Source organism: Promicromonospora thailandica, assembly GCF_024171955.1.
Taxonomy (GTDB): Bacteria; Actinomycetota; Actinomycetes; order Actinomycetales; family Cellulomonadaceae; genus Promicromonospora; species Promicromonospora thailandica.
This window is the reverse complement of sequence record NZ_JAMTCS010000004.1, coordinates 292,538-309,582: the sequence shown is the minus strand read 5'-3', so window position 1 is coordinate 309,582 and position 17,045 is coordinate 292,538. Positions and strand designations below refer to the sequence as shown.

General features: G+C 73.4%; 15 protein-coding genes. 10 read left to right on the top strand and 5 right to left on the bottom strand.

The window, feature by feature from the left end; genetic code table 11:
- Positions 1 to 28: 28 nt before the first annotated feature.
- The 4 genes from APR03_RS08525 (at position 29) to APR03_RS08510 (ending at position 3,912) form a co-directional block, all read left to right on the top strand.
- Entirely contained in the window at positions 29 to 718 is a 690-nt protein-coding gene (locus APR03_RS08525) for a DUF3592 domain-containing protein (RefSeq protein ID WP_253834630.1), read from the top strand.
- 142 nt (positions 719 to 860) lie between these two features.
- Positions 861 to 1,859, top strand: a complete 999-nt coding sequence (locus APR03_RS08520; RefSeq protein WP_253834628.1) for a tripartite tricarboxylate transporter substrate-binding protein — start codon at positions 861 to 863, stop codon at positions 1,857 to 1,859.
- 1 nt (position 1,860) lies between these two features.
- Positions 1,861 to 2,400, top strand: coding sequence for a tripartite tricarboxylate transporter TctB family protein (locus tag APR03_RS08515; RefSeq protein ID WP_308216467.1), 540 nt, complete (start codon positions 1,861 to 1,863; stop codon positions 2,398 to 2,400).
- A 3-nt stretch (positions 2,401 to 2,403) separates the two neighbouring features.
- Positions 2,404 to 3,912 (top strand): tripartite tricarboxylate transporter permease, encoded by a 1,509-nt coding sequence (locus tag APR03_RS08510; protein WP_253834624.1) that lies wholly within the window; start codon positions 2,404 to 2,406, stop codon positions 3,910 to 3,912.
- A gap of 29 nt (positions 3,913 to 3,941) precedes the next feature.
- Here APR03_RS08510 and APR03_RS08505 read toward each other — a convergent pair whose 3' ends face one another.
- The gene (locus APR03_RS08505; protein ID WP_253834622.1) at positions 3,942 to 4,688 is read right to left on the bottom strand and encodes a sulfite exporter TauE/SafE family protein; all 747 of its coding nucleotides are present in this window, start codon (positions 4,686 to 4,688) and stop codon (positions 3,942 to 3,944) included.
- A gap of 98 nt (positions 4,689 to 4,786) precedes the next feature.
- Positions 4,787 to 6,163: an MFS transporter gene (locus tag APR03_RS08500; protein ID WP_253834621.1), complete on the bottom strand. Its 1,377-nt coding sequence runs from the start codon at positions 6,161 to 6,163 to the stop codon at positions 4,787 to 4,789.
- Positions 6,164 to 6,421: 258 nt separating this feature from the next.
- Between APR03_RS08500 and murA the strand changes: the two genes are divergently transcribed.
- From murA to APR03_RS08485, 3 genes are read left to right on the top strand one after another with little or no spacing between them, the layout of a single operon-like run.
- Complete coding sequence (murA, locus tag APR03_RS08495) at positions 6,422 to 7,738, top strand: UDP-N-acetylglucosamine 1-carboxyvinyltransferase (RefSeq protein ID WP_253834620.1); 1,317 nt, start codon at positions 6,422 to 6,424, stop codon at positions 7,736 to 7,738.
- A gap of 40 nt (positions 7,739 to 7,778) precedes the next feature.
- Positions 7,779 to 8,540, top strand: a complete 762-nt coding sequence (locus APR03_RS08490) for a lysophospholipid acyltransferase family protein (protein ID WP_253834618.1) — start codon at positions 7,779 to 7,781, stop codon at positions 8,538 to 8,540.
- Positions 8,537 to 9,580, top strand: a complete 1,044-nt coding sequence (locus tag APR03_RS08485; protein WP_253834616.1) for an NAD(P)H-dependent glycerol-3-phosphate dehydrogenase — start codon at positions 8,537 to 8,539, stop codon at positions 9,578 to 9,580. The genes APR03_RS08490 and APR03_RS08485 overlap by 4 nt, the downstream gene beginning before the upstream one ends.
- A 16-nt stretch (positions 9,581 to 9,596) precedes the next feature.
- Here the strand turns inward: APR03_RS08485 and APR03_RS08480 are convergent, their stop codons facing one another.
- Positions 9,597 to 10,280 carry an AMIN-like domain-containing (lipo)protein gene (locus APR03_RS08480; protein ID WP_253834614.1) on the bottom strand — a complete coding sequence of 228 codons (684 nt, stop codon included), beginning with the start codon at positions 10,278 to 10,280 and terminating at the stop codon, positions 9,597 to 9,599.
- A 44-nt stretch (positions 10,281 to 10,324) separates the two neighbouring features.
- Positions 10,325 to 11,353: a GlxA family transcriptional regulator gene (locus APR03_RS08475; RefSeq protein ID WP_253834612.1), complete on the bottom strand. Its 1,029-nt coding sequence runs from the start codon at positions 11,351 to 11,353 to the stop codon at positions 10,325 to 10,327.
- An 83-nt stretch (positions 11,354 to 11,436) separates the two neighbouring features.
- Between APR03_RS08475 and APR03_RS08470 the strand changes: the two genes are divergently transcribed.
- Both APR03_RS08470 and APR03_RS08465 read left to right on the top strand, forming a co-directional pair.
- Complete coding sequence (locus APR03_RS08470; RefSeq protein ID WP_253834608.1) at positions 11,437 to 12,744, top strand: MFS transporter; 1,308 nt, start codon at positions 11,437 to 11,439, stop codon at positions 12,742 to 12,744.
- Between the two features lie 53 nt (positions 12,745 to 12,797).
- A complete protein-coding gene (locus APR03_RS08465) occupies positions 12,798 to 13,958 on the top strand; it encodes a trans-sulfuration enzyme family protein (RefSeq protein ID WP_253834607.1) in 1,161 nt (386 codons plus the stop codon).
- Here the strand turns inward: APR03_RS08465 and APR03_RS08460 are convergent.
- The gene (locus APR03_RS08460; RefSeq protein ID WP_253834784.1) at positions 13,955 to 15,085 is read right to left on the bottom strand and encodes an acyl-CoA dehydrogenase family protein; all 1,131 of its coding nucleotides are present in this window, start codon (positions 15,083 to 15,085) and stop codon (positions 13,955 to 13,957) included. The genes APR03_RS08465 and APR03_RS08460 overlap by 4 nt on opposite strands.
- A 207-nt stretch (positions 15,086 to 15,292) precedes the next feature.
- Here APR03_RS08460 and APR03_RS08455 point away from each other — a divergent pair, with 207 nt between their 5' ends.
- Positions 15,293 to 16,996: an aldehyde dehydrogenase family protein gene (locus tag APR03_RS08455; RefSeq protein WP_253834606.1), complete on the top strand. Its 1,704-nt coding sequence runs from the start codon at positions 15,293 to 15,295 to the stop codon at positions 16,994 to 16,996.
- The last annotated feature ends 49 nt before the right edge of the window (positions 16,997 to 17,045 follow it).

Genomic DNA, 17,045 nt, shown 5'->3' with positions numbered 1-17,045 from the left:
GCGCGACCTCGCGTGGTTCGATGCGCGGATGAGATCTCGCGTCCCGCTGGTCGTCGCCGGCGGGCTCCTGGTCATGGCCGCCGTGTTCGGCACCGCCGCGGGGGTCCTGGCGGTGCGCACCGCGAGCTTCCTGGCGGGTGCGGAGCGGGCTGGGGGCGTCGTCGTCGGTCTGGACGAGCGGGCCGGTACCGGTGACGGCTCGGCGCGCTACACCTACCGCGCCGTGGTGGCGTACGGCGTCGCCGGGCAGGAGCACCTGCTCACCGACCGCATCGGGAGCGACCCGCCCCGGTACGACGTCGGCGAGCGCGTCACGGTGCTGTACGACCCCGCGAACCCGGCCGACGCGCGGATCGGCACGCGGTACGGGTACTGGCTGGAGACCATCTTCGGCGGCGTCGCCCTGGCGCTCGCCGGAGCGGGACTCGCGATCCTGACCGCCTGGTCACGTACGGCGGCGCACCGGCGGCTCACCGGCACCGGCGAGCGGGCCACGGGCGTGGTCACCGACGTGCGCCCGGCCGGGCGGGTCGTCTGGAACGGTCGCCCGCGCACGGCCACGACGGTGGGCTGGCGGCACCCGTTCGCGGGCGAGCAGACGCTGACCGACATCACGTGGGGCGCGCCGCACGCCGTCGGCGACCAGGTGAACCTCCGGTACGACGCCGACCGGCCCACCCGGGCGGTCGTCGAACCGCCGGCCGGCCCTGCGGTCTGACCGGCGTACATCACCCGCAGGTCACCGTTCGGTCAAGCCACGGGAAGTTTGTGGCGGACGTCACATGCTCGGCGGTACTGTCGCCGTCTCGACCAGATCTCACCCGGGTTCTGGCCCGGATCAAGGACGATCGGAGACGGACATGACCCCCGCCGGACCCCGGAAGGTGGCCGCGTACCTCGGTGCGCTGGCCGGCCTGAGCCTCACCCTGGCCGCCTGTTCCTCGGGCTCTGACCCCGCCTCGTACCCGGACGACGACATCGAGGTCGTCGTGCCGTTCGCCGCCGGCGGCCCCACCGACACGGTGACCCGCATGATCGCCGAGCCGATGGCCGAGGAGCTCGGCGTCCAGCTCGTGGTGCAGAACGTGGAGGGCGCGGGCGGCACCGTCGGTGCCGGGCAGGTCGCCACGGAGGACCCCGACGGGTACACCGTGCTGATGCACCACATCGGTATGTCCACGGCACCCGCCCTCTACGGCGAGGACCTGGCGTACGACCCGGTCGAGGACTTCCGGACCGTCGGGCTCGTCACCGAGGTGCCGATGACGATCATCGCGCGCAGCGACTTCGAGCCGGACACCTTCGAGGACTTCGTCTCCTACGTCCAGGAGAACGAGAGCGAGGTCACGATGGCGACCGCCGGCGAGGGCGCCGCGTCCGACCTGTGCGGCCGCCTGCTGACCAGCGCGATCGGTGTCGAGGTCACGGTGGTGCCCTACGACGGCACCGGTCCCGCCATGGAGGACCTGGTGGGCCGGCAGGTCGACTTCATGTGCGACCAGACCACCAACACGACCGGCCAGATCACCGAGGGCACCGTCAAGGCGTACGCGGTGACCACGCCCGAGCGCATCGAGTCCCTGCCCGACCTGCCGACCACGGCCGAGAGCGGCCAGCCCGACGTCGAGGTGTCGGTGTGGCACGGCCTGTACGTGCCGGCCGAGACTCCGGACGAGGTCGTGGAGCAGCTCACGTCGGCGCTCCAGACCGCCCTGGCGGACCAGTCGGTGATCGACCAGATGGCGGAGCTCGGCACCACGCCCGTCGAGGCCGACCGCGCGACGCCGGAGGCCCACACCGAGCTGCTGACCGAGCAGATCGCCACGTGGTCCGACGTCATCGGCTCGCAGGGAGGCTGAGATCCGCACGCTGCGGCCCGGCTCGACGGGGGACCTCGTCGCGGGCCTGATCTTCGTGGTGCTCGGAGCGGCGTTCGCGGTGGGCGCGCTCGGCTACGAGCTGGGTGACCTGCTCGACATGGGCCCGGGCTACGTGCCGCTCGTCCTCGGCCTGGTCCTGGCGCTGCTCGGGGCGATCTGCGTCGTCAAGGCGTACGTCGCCCCGGACACGCCGGGCGGCACGTCGCCGGGCACGCCGTCGTCCGAGGAGGACGACGGCGCCGCCGTCGACCAGCCCGACCTGCGCCCGCTCGCGGGCCTGGAGTGGCGACCGGTCGTGGCGATCGCCGGCGCGATCGTCTTCTTCGCGCTCACGGTCGACGGGCTCGGCGTGATCCCGTCGACCTTTGGTGCGGTGCTGCTCGCGGCCCTCGCGCGCGACGGCGTCTCCTGGCGCCGGACCCTCGTGATCGCGGTGGGCCTGACCGCCCTGTGCTGGGCGGTCTTCGTGCTCGCGCTGCAGCTGCGCCTGCCGCTGTTCGGCGACTGGCTGGGTGGGTGAGGCATGGATCTCCTGGACAACCTCGCGCTCGGTTTCTCCGAGGCGCTGGCCGTGCACAACGTGCTGTTCTGCCTGCTCGGCGTGGCGCTCGGCACCGCGGTCGGCGTGCTTCCGGGCATCGGCCCGACGGCGTCCATTGCCCTCCTGCTGCCGCTGACCTTCGGGTTCGACGACCCGGTGTCGGCCATCATCATGCTCGCCGGCATCTACTACGGCGCGCAGTACGGCGGCTCCACCACCGCGATCCTGCTGAACATCCCGGGGGAGTCGTCGTCGGCCGTGACGGCGATCGACGGCCACCCCATGGCCCGGCAGGGACGGGCCGGCGTGGCGCTCGCGGCGGCGGCGCTCGGCTCGTTCTTCGCGGGTATCGTCGGCACCTTCGTGCTGGCGGCCGCCGCGGGCCCGCTCGCCGCGGCCGCGCTGACCTTCGGCTCCGCGGAGATGTTCGCGGTGGTCGTGCTCGGCCTCGTGGCGTCCATCGCGCTGGCCAGCGGGTCCGCGCTCAAGGCGCTCGCGATGATCGTGCTGGGCATCCTGCTCGGCACCATCGGCCAGGACCTCTACACGGCGGTGCCACGGTTCACGTTCGGCGTCCGCGAGCTGTGGGACGGGCTGAGCTTCGTGTCCGTGGCCGTCGCGGTGTTCGGCATCGCCGAGATCCTGAAGAACCTGCACGACCCGCGCACCCGCGTGCGGGTCGCGGCGAAGGTCGAGAACCTGTGGCCCACGCGCGAGGACCGGCGCCGGATGGTCGGCCCCGTGCTGCGCGCAACCGGACTGGGCTCGGTGCTGGGCGTGCTGCCGGGCGGCGGCCACGTGCTCGCGGCCTACGGCGCGTACGCGGTGGAGAAGCGGGTCTCGAGGCGTCCGCAGGAGTTCGGGCGGGGCGCGATCGAGGGCGTCACCGGCCCGGAGTCGGCGAACAACGCGGCGGCGCAGACGTCGTTCGTGCCGCTGCTCGCCCTGGGCCTGCCGGCGCACCCCGTGATGGCGCTGCTGCTGAGCGCGCTCATCATCCAGGGCATCCAGCCGGGCCCCGGCGTCATGACGGCGCAGCCCGAGCTCGTCTGGGGCCTCATCGCGTCCATGTTCATCGGCAACCTGCTGCTCGTGGTGCTGAACCTGCCCCTCATCCGCATGTGGGTGAAGCTGCTCGACGTGCCGTACTCGGTGATGTTTCCCGCGATCATCGCGTTCGCCTGTATCGGCACGTACGCGATCGACCAGAACCCGTTCCACGTGCTGGTCATGGCGGTGCTCGGCGTGGGCGGGTTCGTGCTCGTCCGGTGCGGCTGCGAGCCCGCGCCGCTGCTGCTGGGCTTCGTGCTGGGCCCGCTGCTGGAGAACCACCTGCGCCGTGCGCTGCTCATCTCGCACGGCGACCCGACGGTGTTCGTCACGCGGCCCATCTCGGGGGTGCTGCTCGGGCTGGCCGTGGTGGCGCTGGTGATCGCCGTGCTGCCGATGATCCGGCGCAAGCGGGACGTGGTGTTCGCCGAGGAGGACTGAGTCCCTCCTGGGTGACGTGCGGGGCCTGCTCACACCGTGAGCAGGCCCCGCACGAGCGCCGTCAGGGCGCCCGCGAGGGCCACCAGGAGGGCGATGCGAGACGCTACGGCAGTGGGCACGCGCCGCGCGAGGACGGCCCCGAGCCCCACGCCCGCGAGCACCGCGGCCAGCAGCGCCGCCCAGACCCACCAGGCGGGTACGGCGTGCGGCGGGATCGCGCCCAGGCCCAGCTTCGTCGCCACCGACATGGTGTTCATGACGACGAGCAGCGGCTGCATGGTCGCGGCGAACGACCGGTGCTCCCAGCGCGTGGCCAGGGCGTAGGCGGTCCAGGCCGGCGCCGCCACGCCCGACGTCGTGTTCATGAAGCCCGCCGTCAGCCCGGTGAGCACGGCGACGGGCCGGCCCTCGATCCGCACGCGCCGCCGCAGCAGCGCGGAGGCGCTGAGCGCGACCAGCACCGACCCGCCGACGATCACGTCGAGCCACGCGGAGTCGGCCTCTCGCACGGTCAGGGCGCCGAGCACCGACCCGACGAGCATGAGCGGCAGGATGGTGACGACGCGGCGCCAGTCCACGCGGTCGCGCAGGGCCCGTAGCACGAGCAGGGCCGTGACGATCGCGGCGACGTTGCTGACCAGCACGCCCACCGACGCCCCGAGCAGCACGGTGAGCACCGGTGCGGCCACGAGCCCGAGCCCCATGCCGGCCACCCGCTGCAGCCCGGCCCCGACGAGCACGGCCACCCCGGCGGCCACGACTGCCCAGATCTCCACGCCGTCACGCTACCCCGGCCCTGCTGAGTGCTGGGTATTCGCCCTTTTTCGTGTGCCAGACGGGCGAATACCCAGCACTCAGCTGCGGACGGCGGGCGTCAGGCCGAGACGTTGTCCGCGTAGTTCACGTCGCGGGTCTCGCGCTCCAGGAGCAGGGCCACCAGCGTGATCACCGCCATGACCGAGAGGTACACGCCCACCAGCACGGGGGAGCCGTCCGCCTGCGCCCACAGCCACACCGCGATGAACGGTGCCACCGCGGCGCCGAGCACCGACGACAGGTTGTACGCGATGCCGGAGCCCGTGTACCGCACGTTGGCGGGGAACAGCTCGGGCAGCACGGCCGCCATCGGGCCGAAGGTCAGGCCCATGAGCGTGAAGCCCAGGATCAGCAGGGTCTGCACGCCAAAGGTGCCGCCCGCGAACAGCGGCACGAACAGGCCGCCGAACACGATGATCGCCACGGTGACCCAGATGAGGTGCTTGCGGCGGCCGAACCGCTCGGCCATGGGCCCGGACAGCAGCGTGAAGACGCCGAAGAAGACGACGCCGAGGATGAGCATCCAGAGGAAGTCGACCTTCTCGTAGCCCAGGCCCGCGGGCGCGCCGTCCTCCGGCGCGGTCGGCGCGACGCCGTAGTTCAGCGTGAACGTCGTCATCAGGTAGAACAGCACGTACGTGGCCAGCATGATGAACGTGCCGGACACGATCTGCTTCCACGAGCTGCGGAACACGCGCGCCACGGGCACCTTGCTGACGGCCTCGGCCGCGAGCACCTTGCGGAACGCGGGGGTCTCCAGGAGCGACAGGCGCACCCACAGGCCCACGATCACGAGGATCGCGGAGGCCAGGAACGGGATGCGCCAGCCCCAGCTCGCGAACTGCTCGGGCGTCAGCGTGGTCGAGAGGGCGATGAACACCGTGTTGGCCAGGATGAAGCCGATGGGCGCGCCGAGCTGCGGGAACGTGCCGTAGATCGCGCGCTTGCCGTGCGGCGCGTTCTCGGTGGCCAGGAGGGCCGCGCCGCTCCACTCGCCGCCGAGGCCGAGGCCCTGGCAGAACCGGGCCAGCACCAGCACGGCCGGCGCGGCGACGGCCCAGCCGGGCGTCGACGCGGCGGGGATGACGCCGATCAGCACGGTCGCGATGCCCATCGTGAGCAGCGAGGCCACGAGCGTGGCCTTGCGGCCGATGCGGTCGCCGAAGTGGCCGAACAGCACGGACCCGAGCGGGCGGGCGACGAAGGCGACGCCGAAGACGGCGAAGGACGAGAGCAGCTGCGTGGTGGGGTCCTCGGCGTTCGGGAAGAACAGCGCGGGGAAGACCAGCGAGGCCGCGGTCGCGTAGATGTAGAAGTCGTAGAACTCGATCGACGTGCCGATGAGGGACGCGACGACGACACGGCCCCGGGAGTTCCCGGCCGGCTGGTCCTGCTCGCCCGCGGCGGTCCCGGCGCTCGAAGATGCGGTGCTCATGCCTGGGACACTAGGCACCTGTCCGCGATCCGAAAAGGCCGTCTCATTCTATGGATGGGGGCTTGACGTCGGCGCGCGGCGTGTCGAACTGCGCGGGCGTGCGGCGCGAGTGAAGGTGTAGTGAACGGTGAATACTCCCGAACGTGCGCGTGTTGGCACGACCGGCGGCGAGGGGCAGGATCGACCGGGCGCCCCCGGCCACCACAGGCCGGCCCGCCATGCATCCATCATCGGAACGAACGAGACGACGACGAGGATATGAACGATCTGCTGTATGTGAACGGCGGCAACCCGTTGACCGGGACCATCACCGTTCGAGGCGCCAAGAACTTCGTGTCGAAGTCCATGGTGGCTTCCCTGCTGGGCGAGACGCCCAGCGTGCTGCGGAACGTCCCGCAGATCCGTGACGTCAAGGTCGTCTCGGGACTCCTGGACCTGCACGGGGTCAACGTCAAGTACGACACCGACGCGGGCATCCTGGACCTCGACCCGTCCAACGTGGAGTCGGCGCACGTGGCCGACATCGACGCGCACGCCGGCTCGAGCCGCATCCCGATCCTGTTCTGCGGGCCGCTGCTGCACCGGCTGGGCGAGGCGTTCATCCCCGACCTGGGCGGCTGCCGCATCGGCGACCGGCCCATCAACTACCACCTCGACATCCTGCGCCAGTTCGGCGCCGTCGTGGACAAGCGGCCCAACGGCATCCACCTGCGCGCGCCGCGCCGCCTGCAGGGCACCAAGATCTCGCTGCCGTACCCGTCCGTGGGCGCCACCGAGCAGACGCTGCTCACGGCGGTCCGAGCCGACGGCATCACCGAGCTCTCGGGCGCGGCGATCGAGCCCGAGATCATGGACCTCATCGCGGTGCTGCAGAAGATGGGCGCGATCATCTCGGTCGACACGGACCGCGTGATCCGCATCGAGGGCGTCGACCGCCTCGAGGGCTACACGCACACCGCGCTCAACGACCGCATCGAGACCGCGTCCTGGGCCTCGGCGGCCCTGGCCACGGGCGGCGACATCACCGTCAAGGGCGCCACGCAGCCCGAGATGATGACGTTCCTCAACACGTTCCGGAAGGTCGGCGGCCGCTTCGAGGTGCAGGACGACGGCATCCGCTTCTGGCACGCCGGCGGCGACCTCAAGTCGATCGTGCTGGAGACCGACGTCCACCCCGGCTTCATGACGGACTGGCAGCAGCCGCTCGTCGTCGCGCTCACGCAGGCCACCGGCCTGTCGATCGTGCACGAGACCGTGTACGAGAACCGGTTCGGCTTCACCGACGCGCTGCGCAAGATGGGCGCCACGATCCAGGTCTACAAGGAGTGCCTGGGCGGTCGCGACTGCCGGTTCGGCCAGCGCAACTTCCACCACTCCGCCGTCGTCTCCGGCCCCACGCCGCTGTCGGCCGCCGACATCGAGGTGCCGGACCTGCGCGGCGGGTTCTCCCACCTCATCGCGGCCCTGGCCGCCAAGGGGCAGTCGACGGTGCGCGGCATCGGCCTGATCGACCGCGGCTACGAGAACTTCCAGGAGAAGCTGGTGGCCCTGGGCGCGGACGTCACCCGCGGCTGACCCGGCACCGGTGTCGGCGCGGCCGAGTATCCTTTCGGCCGTGTCGACACCACGCCCCGAGTCCCGCATGTATCGCTTCATCGCGTTCGTCGTGCGGAACCTCATGTTCTCGCTCTGCAGGTACGACTGGAAGGGCGGGGAAGGGGAGAACTTCCCGGCCACCGGCGGGTTCATCGCCGCGGCCAACCACGTCACCGAGCTCGACGCGCTGACGCTGGCGCACTACCTGTTCGACAACGGCCGCGAGCCGCGCATCCTCGCCAAGCGGGGCCTGTTCACCTCGCCGCTCACCGGCTGGGCGCTGCGGGGCACCAAGATGATCCCGGTCGACCGGGACTCGGCCCGCGCCACGGAGTCGCTCCAGGAGGCCGCCAACCAGCTCGGCGACGGCGCCTGCGTGGCGATCCTGCCCGAGGGCACCCTCACACGGGACCCCGACTACTGGCCCATGGAGGGCAAGACCGGCGTGGCGCGCATCGCCCTGGCCACGCGGCTGCCCGTGCTGCCGATCGCGCAGTGGGGCGTCATCGAGATCATGCCCCGCTACGGCTTCCCGCGGTGGCCGTGGCCGCGGCGCACGGTGACCATCCGCACGGGCCCGCCCGTCGACCTCAGCGACCTGTACGACCAGCCGCACGACACCGCCACCCTGCGTGAGGCCACCAGCCGCATCATGGACGGCATCACCGCCGAGCTCGAGCAGATCCGCGGCGAGAAGGCCCCGCGCCCGCGGTTCGACCTGCGCAAGCACCCCGACTACGAGGCGAAGATGACCGACTACCCGCCGGTGGTGCGCCCATGAGCGCCGCGGCACAGAACCAGGGCGCCGCGGCACAGACCCAGCCCCGCGTCGCCGTCCTCGGCGCCGGCTCGATGGGCACCACGTTCGCCATGGTCCTGGCCGACGCCGGCTGCGACGTCACCCTCTGGGGTCGCGACGCCGCGGTGCTGGACGCCGTCGACCGGACGCACCGCAACGAGAAGTACCTGCCCGGCATCCAGCTGCCCGCCATGCGGGGCACCACGGACGCGGCCGTCGCGCTCAAGGGCGCCTCGATCGTGGTGGTGTCGGTGCCGTCGCAGGTCTCCCGCGCCACGCTCGAGTCCATGAAGGACCTCGTCGAGCCGGACGCGGTGGTCGTCTCCCTGATGAAGGGTGTCGAGCTCGGCACCGACAAGCGCATGAGCCAGGTCATGGCCGAGGTGCTGGAGCTGCCCGACGAGCGGGTCGCCGTCGTCTCCGGGCCCAACCTGGCGCCGGAGATCGCGGCGCGTCAGCCGACGGCGACCGTGGTCGCCTCGCGCAGCGAGGCCACGGCCCAGCTCGTGGCGGCCGCGTGCTCGACCGGCTACTTCCGCCCGTACACGAACACCGACGTGGTGGGCGTGGAGCTGTGCGGCGCGGTCAAGAACATCATCGCGCTGGCCGCGGGCATGGCCCAGGGCCGCGGCTTCGGCTGGAACACGCTCGCGACCGTGATCACGCGCGGCCTCGTGGAGATCACGCGCCTCGGGCTCGCGGTCGGGGCCGAGCCGACGACGTTCGCGGGCCTGGCCGGCATGGGCGACCTCATGGCGACGTGCGCGTCGCCGCTGTCGCGCAACCACCGGCTCGGCAAGCATCTCGGCGAGGGGCTCACGCTCACCGAGGCCATCGAGGCGACCGGCGGCACCGCCGAGGGCGTGAAGTCCTCGCAGTCCGTGCTGGAGCTCGCACGGACGCACGGCGTCGAGATGCCGATCACGGCCGGTGTGGTCGCGGTGCTGGACGGGTCGCTGCCCGTCGAGGAGCTCGCGGCGACCCTGCTCAAGCGCCCGCAGAAGTCGGAGGCGGCGGGCTGAGCATCAGTGCTGCACGTCAGTGCTGCACGTCGATGACCACCCGCACCGGGTCCTCCTGCAGGAACACCCGGAACGGGCGCTCGCCGTCGTCGATGCCGAGGAACGCGGTCGTGTACCCCTCGAACCAGTAGCGGTACACGATCTCCTCGACGGACTCGGTGTCCTCCGGCTCGATGCGGTCGCCCGAGAACTCCGCGACCCCGCTGTCGGTGGGCGCGGCCGTGCCGGACACGGAGACCGACAGGATCGCGTCGCCGTCGACCTGGACGTCGTCCCCGGAGCCGTCGTCGGTCGCCCGGTCCACGTACCCGACGCGCCAGCCCGGCGTGCCGCTGCCCGTGCCGTCGAGGTCGAGCACCACGCGGTCGTAGCCGCGGTGCGTGGCGACCCGCACGTCGGTGACGGTCAGGAAGGTCTCGCCCTCGCCCGTCGGGTCGGCGGTGTCGGGTCGCGTGTCCGCGGGGAAGGGCGGGCCGGACGCCGTCTCGGTGGCGGTCGGGGCGGGGTCGGAAGGGTCGCGGTCCGGGGTGGCGGCGCCGTCCCCGTCCGACGGCGGCACCGAGACCGCGGGCGCCGGGCCGGGCCGGGCCTCGTCGTTGCCGGGGCCGGTGCAGCCGGCCATCGAACCGGCCATGAAGCCGGCCAGGAGCAGCGCGGCCGCCAGGTTCGCCGTCCGGGTCGTGCGGTGACCTCGTCCCATACCCCCAGCCTAGGGGCTCGGCCGCCGCGCGGCCGGGTGCGGCGTCACGCCGCCCGGTGGAACGTGCGACGGTAGGCCGACGGCGTCACCCCGAGCACCGCCTGCACGTGGGCGCGCAACGACTGCGCCGTGCCGAAGCCGCAGCGCCGGGCCACCTGCTCGACCGGCAGCTCGGTGGTCTCCAGCAGCGTGCGTGCGTGCTCGACCCGCTGGCGCGTGAGCCACTGGGCGGGGCTCTCGCCCGTCTCGTCGCGGAACCGGCGCGTGAAGGTGCGCACCGACATCGCGGCGTGCCGGGCCAGGTCGGACAGCGTCAGCGGCTCGTCGAGCCGGTCGAGCGCCCAGCTGCGCGCGGCGGCGGTGCTCGCGACGCGGCCCCCGGCGGCGTCGGCCCGCTCGGCCTCCCGCTCGAACACCCGCTCGATCGACACGGGCCGCCGGATGTACTGCGCCTGGCCGCCGTCGCGGTGCGGCGGCACCACGGTGCGGCGCGCTACCTCCTGCGCGACGGCGGCGCCGTGGTCCCGCCGCAGCACGTGCAGGCACAGGTCGACGCCGGACGCGACGCCGGCCGAGGTCAGCACGTCGCCGTCGTCGGTGTACAGGACGTCCGGGTCGAGCGCCACGCGCGGGTAGAGCTGCCGGAACCGGTCGCTCTCCAGCCAGTGGGTGGTGGCGGGGCGGCCGTCGAGCAGCCCCGCCGCCGCGAGCACGAACGCGCCCGTGCAGATCGACATCAGGCGGGCGCCGGGCCGGATGCGGGCGAGCGCGGCGGCCAGCTCCGGCGTGAGCTCCTCCTCCGCGCCGTCCGGCCCGGGCGTGTGCGACGCCGTCACCACCACGGTGTCGGCCGTCTCCAGCGCCTCGGGCCCGTGCTCCACCTGGACCAGCACGTCGGAGTCCGACCGCACCAGGCCCGGCCCGCCGGGCGTGCAGGTCACCACTTCGTACAGCGGCCGGTGCTCGGCGTCGCGCGCGATGCCGAAGATGCGGTGCGGGATGCCGAGCTCGAACGGGATGAAGCCCGTCCGGATCAGGACGGCGACACGGTGCGGGCGGGTGCTCCGGTTCATGGCCCCAGCATATGGCCCGAATCTAGCGTTGTGTGTCCCTCGGGCCACTGTTTCGTGCCGCCACGGCGCAGCATGCTGATCCCGTGACCCAGACAGATGCCTCCGCACCGGCGGACCCGTACGCCGCCCAGCCTCCGCGGCGCACCGCGCCCCGCATCCACCCCGCCTGGTGGGTGGCCCTGGTCAGCTTCGTGACCGTCATGTGCGCCGCCGCGTTCACGGCCGCGCCCGGCCTGTTCGTGGACCCGCTGCACGCCGAGCTCGGCTGGTCGCGCGCCACCATCGGCTTCGCCGTCGGCCTCCAGTCGGTGCTGTACGGGCTGACGGCGCCCTTCGCCGCCTCCCTGATGGACCGGTTCGGCATGCGCCCCGTCGTCACCGTCGCGCTGGTCGTCATCACGGGCGGCGCCCTGTCGACCGTGTGGATGTCGGAGCCCTGGCAGTTCGTGCTCGGCTGGGGCCTCCTGGTCGGCGTGGGCAGCGGCAGCATGGCGCTCGCGTTCACCGCCACGGTCACGGGGCGCTGGTTCGTCGCCCGGCGCGGCCTGGTCAGCGGCGTGCTGACGGCGGCGACGGCGTCGGGCCAGCTCGTGTTCCTGCCGCTGCTCGCGTGGATCGTGGAGAACCAGGGGTGGCGGCCGGCGTCGGTCACGGTGGCCATCGCGGCGCTCGTGGCGATCCCGCTGGTGCTCTTCCTGCTGCGCGACCACCCCGCCGACCTGGGCCTGGCGCCCTACGGCGGCACGTACGCACCCAAGCCCGCGCCGACGCGCGGCGCGGCCCGCCGCGCGGTCACGGCCCTGTTCGACGCCGCCCGTACCGGCCCGTTCTGGCTCCTGGCGGGCGCGTTCGCCATCTGCGGCGCGACGACGAACGGGCTGGTGCGCACCCACTTCGTGCCCGGCGCCCACGACCACGGCATGCCGATCACGGTGGCCGCGAGCCTGCTGGCGGTGATCGGCGTGGTGGACGTGATCGGCACGATCGCGTCGGGCTGGCTCACCGACCGGTACTCGCCGCGCCTGCTGCTCGGCGTCTACTACACGCTGCGCGGCGTGGCGCTGCTGTTCCTGCCGTCGCTCATGGCGCCGCAGGTGGAGCTGCCGATGGTCTTCTTCATCGTGTTCTACGGCCTGGACTGGGTGGCCACGGTGCCGCCCACGCTGGCCCTGTGCCGGGAGCACTACGGCGACGACGCGCCCATCGTGTTCGGCTGGGTGCTGGCCTCGCACCAGGTCGGTGCGGGAGTCGTGGCGTTCGCGGGCGGCCTGGTGCGTGACGTCACCGGCTCGTACGACCTGGTCTGGTACGGCGCGGGCGCCCTGTGCGCGGGCGCCGCCCTCATGTCGCTGGTGGTCCGCCGGGCCCGCCTCGACGCACGCGGGGCCTGACACGTGGCGGACGGGCGGGGCGCCGCGCGCGGGGCGGTCGTATCCTCCCGGGCATGAGCACCACCGCTGAGCCCGGGGCGCCCGGCGCCCTCGCCCCCGCCACGCTCGCCGTCGCCGCCGGCCGGCCGGCACGCGAGCAGGGCGGGCACGTCAACCCGTCTGTGCCGATGAACTCGACCTACGTGTCGCGCGGCGTCGTCACCCCGGACGAGCTGTCGTACGCGCGCGGGGACAACGACGCCTGGCACCCCTTCGAGGAGGCGCTGGGCGCGCTGGAGGGTGGCTCCTCGATCCTCTTCTCGTCCGGGATGGCGGCGATCGCCGCCGTCTTCTCGCTCGTGCCCGACGGCGGCACGCTCGTGCTGCCGCGGCATGCCTACCAGGCGGGCATGGTGCTGGCCCGGCAGGTCTCCGAGCGGCACGGCGTGACCCTGCGGTACGTCGACATCGCGGACACCGACGCCGTCGTGGCCGCGCTGGACGGCGCCGACCTGCTCCTCGCGGAGTCGCCCACCAACCCCATGCTCGAGGTGGCCGACCTGCCCGCGGTGCTCGGCGCGGCCCGTGCGAAGGGCGTGCGCTCCGTGGTCGACAACACGTTCGCGACGCCGCTGGGCCAGCGCCCGCTGGAGCACGGCGCCGACGTGGTGCTCCACTCGGTGACCAAGTACCTGGCGGGCCACTCCGACGTGGTGCTCGGCGCGCTCGTCACGCGGGACGCCGCCCTGGCCACGACCCTGCGCGACCACCGGACGCTGCACGGAGCCATCGCCGGGCCGTTCGAGACGTGGCTCGCCCTGCGCGGGCTGCGCACCCTGGCGCTGCGCTTCGAGCGAGCCCAGGCCAACGCCGCCGAGCTGGCCCGCCGGCTCGCGGAGCACCCCGAGGTGGCCGAGGTGCGGCACCCGTCGCTGCCCGGCGACCCCGGGCACGAGCGCGCGACGGCGCAGATGAACGGGTACGGCGCGATCCTCGGCGTCCGGCCGGCACCCCGCGCGGGCACCGGCGAGGTGGCCCGGGCCGACGCCGTGGTCGACGCCGTCCGGCTGTGGCTCCCGGCCACCTCGCTGGGCGGCGTGGAGTCGATGCTGGAGCGTCGCCGCCGCTGGGGCACCGAGGCCACGACCGTGCCCGAGGACCTGCTGCGCCTGTCGGTCGGCATCGAGGACGTCGAGGACCTCTGGGCCGACCTGGACCAGGCCCTGCGCCGCTAGTCGTCCAGCGGGCCCAGCAGGGACTGCGCCACGGTCGCGTGCGCCGAGTCGTCGCTGGACGGGTGGAAGATCCCGGCCAGCACGTCGCGGTACAGCCGGCCGAGCTCCGCGCCGTTGAAGTAGGTGGCGCCGCCCGAGACCCGGATCGCCTGGTCCACGACCTCGCGCGCCGCCTCCGTGACGCGCACCTTGAGGCCCGCGGTCGCCCGGAACCATCCGGCGCCCCGGTCCAGCGCGGGGTCGGCCGCCGACGCGTCCAGGTCCTGCGTGATCCCGTCGATCTGCAGCCACGTGCTGTCCTGGGTCAGCGCCATGGCGGCGATCCGGCGCCGCACGTCGGGGTCCTGCGCCCGGGCCCTGCCGGTCTTCATGGAGGTGCGCTTGCGTGCGGCGTCGACGGCGAGCTCCAGCGCCCGGTCGGCGATGCCCGCGTACACCGCCGAGAGCAGCACCTCGAACGACGTGAAGATGCCCAGCACGTACGGGTCCAGGGTGGGCCCCGGCGGCAGCAGGCGCATGACCCGCGCGGCGGGCGCGTGCGCGCCGTCGAGCACCGTGGTGCGCGACTGCGAGGCGCGCATGCCGATCGTGTCCCAGTCGTCGAGGATCTCGAAGCCGCCGCCGTCGCGCGTGACGAAGGCGTGCACCAGGCGGCCCTCGCTTCCCTTGCCGCCCGGCTCCAGGCCCAGCACGCCGAGCCGCGTCCACGCGGGGGAGTTCGAGGTGAAGATCTTCCTGCCGTGGAACGTGAACCCGCCGGCGCCGTCGGGCCGCGCCTCGGTCCTGGACCCCAGCAGCACCAGGTCGTTGCCCGGCTCCGAGTAGCCGAAGCCGAACACCTCGCCCGCTGCGGCCTCGCGCAGCAGCCAGTCCAGGGACGAGTCGCCGCGCTCGTGCAGGTAGCGGCCCACGCCCACCCACACCTGGTGCATGTTCACGGCCAGCGCCGTCGCCGGGGCGTGCGCGGCCAGGCGCGCCTGCTCCCGCGCGGTCTCACGCAGCGTGCGGCCCCCGCCGCCGAGGCCGGCGGGCACCATGGCCGCGAGGTAGCCCGCGGCCTGGAGGTCCGCCAGGTCCTCGGCGAAGAAGGCGTTGTCACGGTCGTACTCGCCGGCGCGGTCGCGCATGCCGGCGAGCAGCTCGTCGGACAGGAGAAAAGTCACCCCATGAGGCTATCTCCGGTTTCGCCCCCCGGGGAGCCGGTTTTCACACCTGGGACTGTGACGGCCCTCGCCTCCGGCCCGTGCCGCACCCTAGGCTGGGTGACAGGAGCTATTGCAGCACGGGTCAATGAGGGGTGGGGCGACACCCCCCGCGGTCGAAGGAGACAGCAGATGAGCGTGACCGACACCCAGGCCACCACCCGGCGGGACCTCGACCGCGCCGTCGAGGAGCTCAAGGTAGGCGCCGAACGGTGGGCGCAGACGCCGGTCGCCGAGCGCGCCGCGCTGTTCCGCCGGGTGCACGCCGCCGTCGCCCGCGTGGCCCCCCGGTGGGCCGCCGCGGCAGCCGAGGCCAAGAACGTCGCGCAGTCCGACCCGTACGCGGGCGAGGAGTGGATGACCGGGCCGTACGGCGCCCTCGAGAGTGCCGCCGCCTACGCCCGCTCCTACGAGGCGCTCGCGGCGGGCCGGTCGCCGGTCGACGGCCTGCACATCGGTGCGGCCCCCGGCAGCCGCGTCGCGGTGCGCGTGCTGCCCCGCACCCTCCAGGAGTGGGTGCTGTTCAACGGCTTCCGGGCGGAGGTGTGGATGCCGCCGGGCGTCAGCGCGGACCAGGTGCGGCGGGAGGCCGGCCTCGAGGCGGGTGCGGTGGGGCGGTACGGCGGCGTCGGCCTGGTGCTGGGTGCCGGGAACATCTCGTCGATCGCCCCGCTCGACGCGTTCTACGAGCTGGTCGCCCACAACCGCGCCTCCCTGGTCAAGCTCAACCCCACGTTCGGCGGCCTGCTGGAGGTCTACCACGCGGCGCTCGCCCCGCTGATCGAGGCGGGCGTGGTCCGGGTGGTCACGGGCGACGGCGAGGTCGGCGCCTACCTCACGCAGCACAGCGGCATCGACAAAGTGCACATCACGGGCGCCGCGGCCACGCACGACGCCATCGTGTGGGGCACCGGCGAGGAGGCCGACCGCCGCCGTGCCGCCGGCGACCCGCGGCTCACGGTGCCGATCACGAGCGAGCTGGGCGGCGTCGCCCCCATGATCGTGGTGCCGGGGCGGTGGAGCGCCGCCGACCTGCGGTTCCAGGCCGAGCACCTCGTCTCGATGCGCCTGCACAACGCGGGGCACAACTGCGTGGCCGGGCAGGTGGTCGTGCTGTCGGCGGACTGGGCCCAGAAGGACGAGTTCCTCGCCGAGCTGCGCGCCGCGCTCGCGCGGATGCCCGCACGCGACCCCTGGTACCCGGGCACGGCCGCCAAGATCACCCGCGCGCAGGATGCCCACCCCCGGGCGGAGCACCTCGCGGGCCGCCTGCTGACCAGAGTCGAGGCGGGCGACGCGGCCTGCTCCGACGAGTACTTCGCGCCCGTGCTGGCGTGGACCGAGGTGCCCGGCCAGGGCGCGGAGTTCCTGCGCGCCGCCGTCGCCTTCGCCAACGACTCCCTGTCCGGCACGCTGGGCGCCAACGTGGTGGTGGCGCCGCGGGACCGCCGGGCGATGGGTGTGGAGTTCGACGGCGCGATCGCCGCCCTGCGGTACGGCTGCGTCGCGATCAACGCGTGGACCGGCGTCGGCTTCCTGCTGCCGGGCGCCACGTGGGGCGCGTTCCCGGGCCACACGCCCGCCGACGTCGGCTCCGGCGTGGGCGTGGTGCACAACGGGCACCTGCTGGCCGGGCCGGAGCGCAGCGTCGTGACCGGGCCGTTCCGGCCGTTCCCGCGCAGCGTGCTGCGCGGCGAGCTGTCCCTGTTCCCGAAGCCGCCGTGGTTCAGCGGCTCGCGCAGCGGCACCGCCACGGGCCGCGCGCTGACCTGGTACGCGGCCGCGCCGTCGTGGCGCAGGCTCGTGCCGGTGCTGCTGGCGGCCTTCCGCGCCTGAGGTCCCCCGGACGACGGCGGCCGGGCGCGCGGGTCCGTGCGCACGGCGC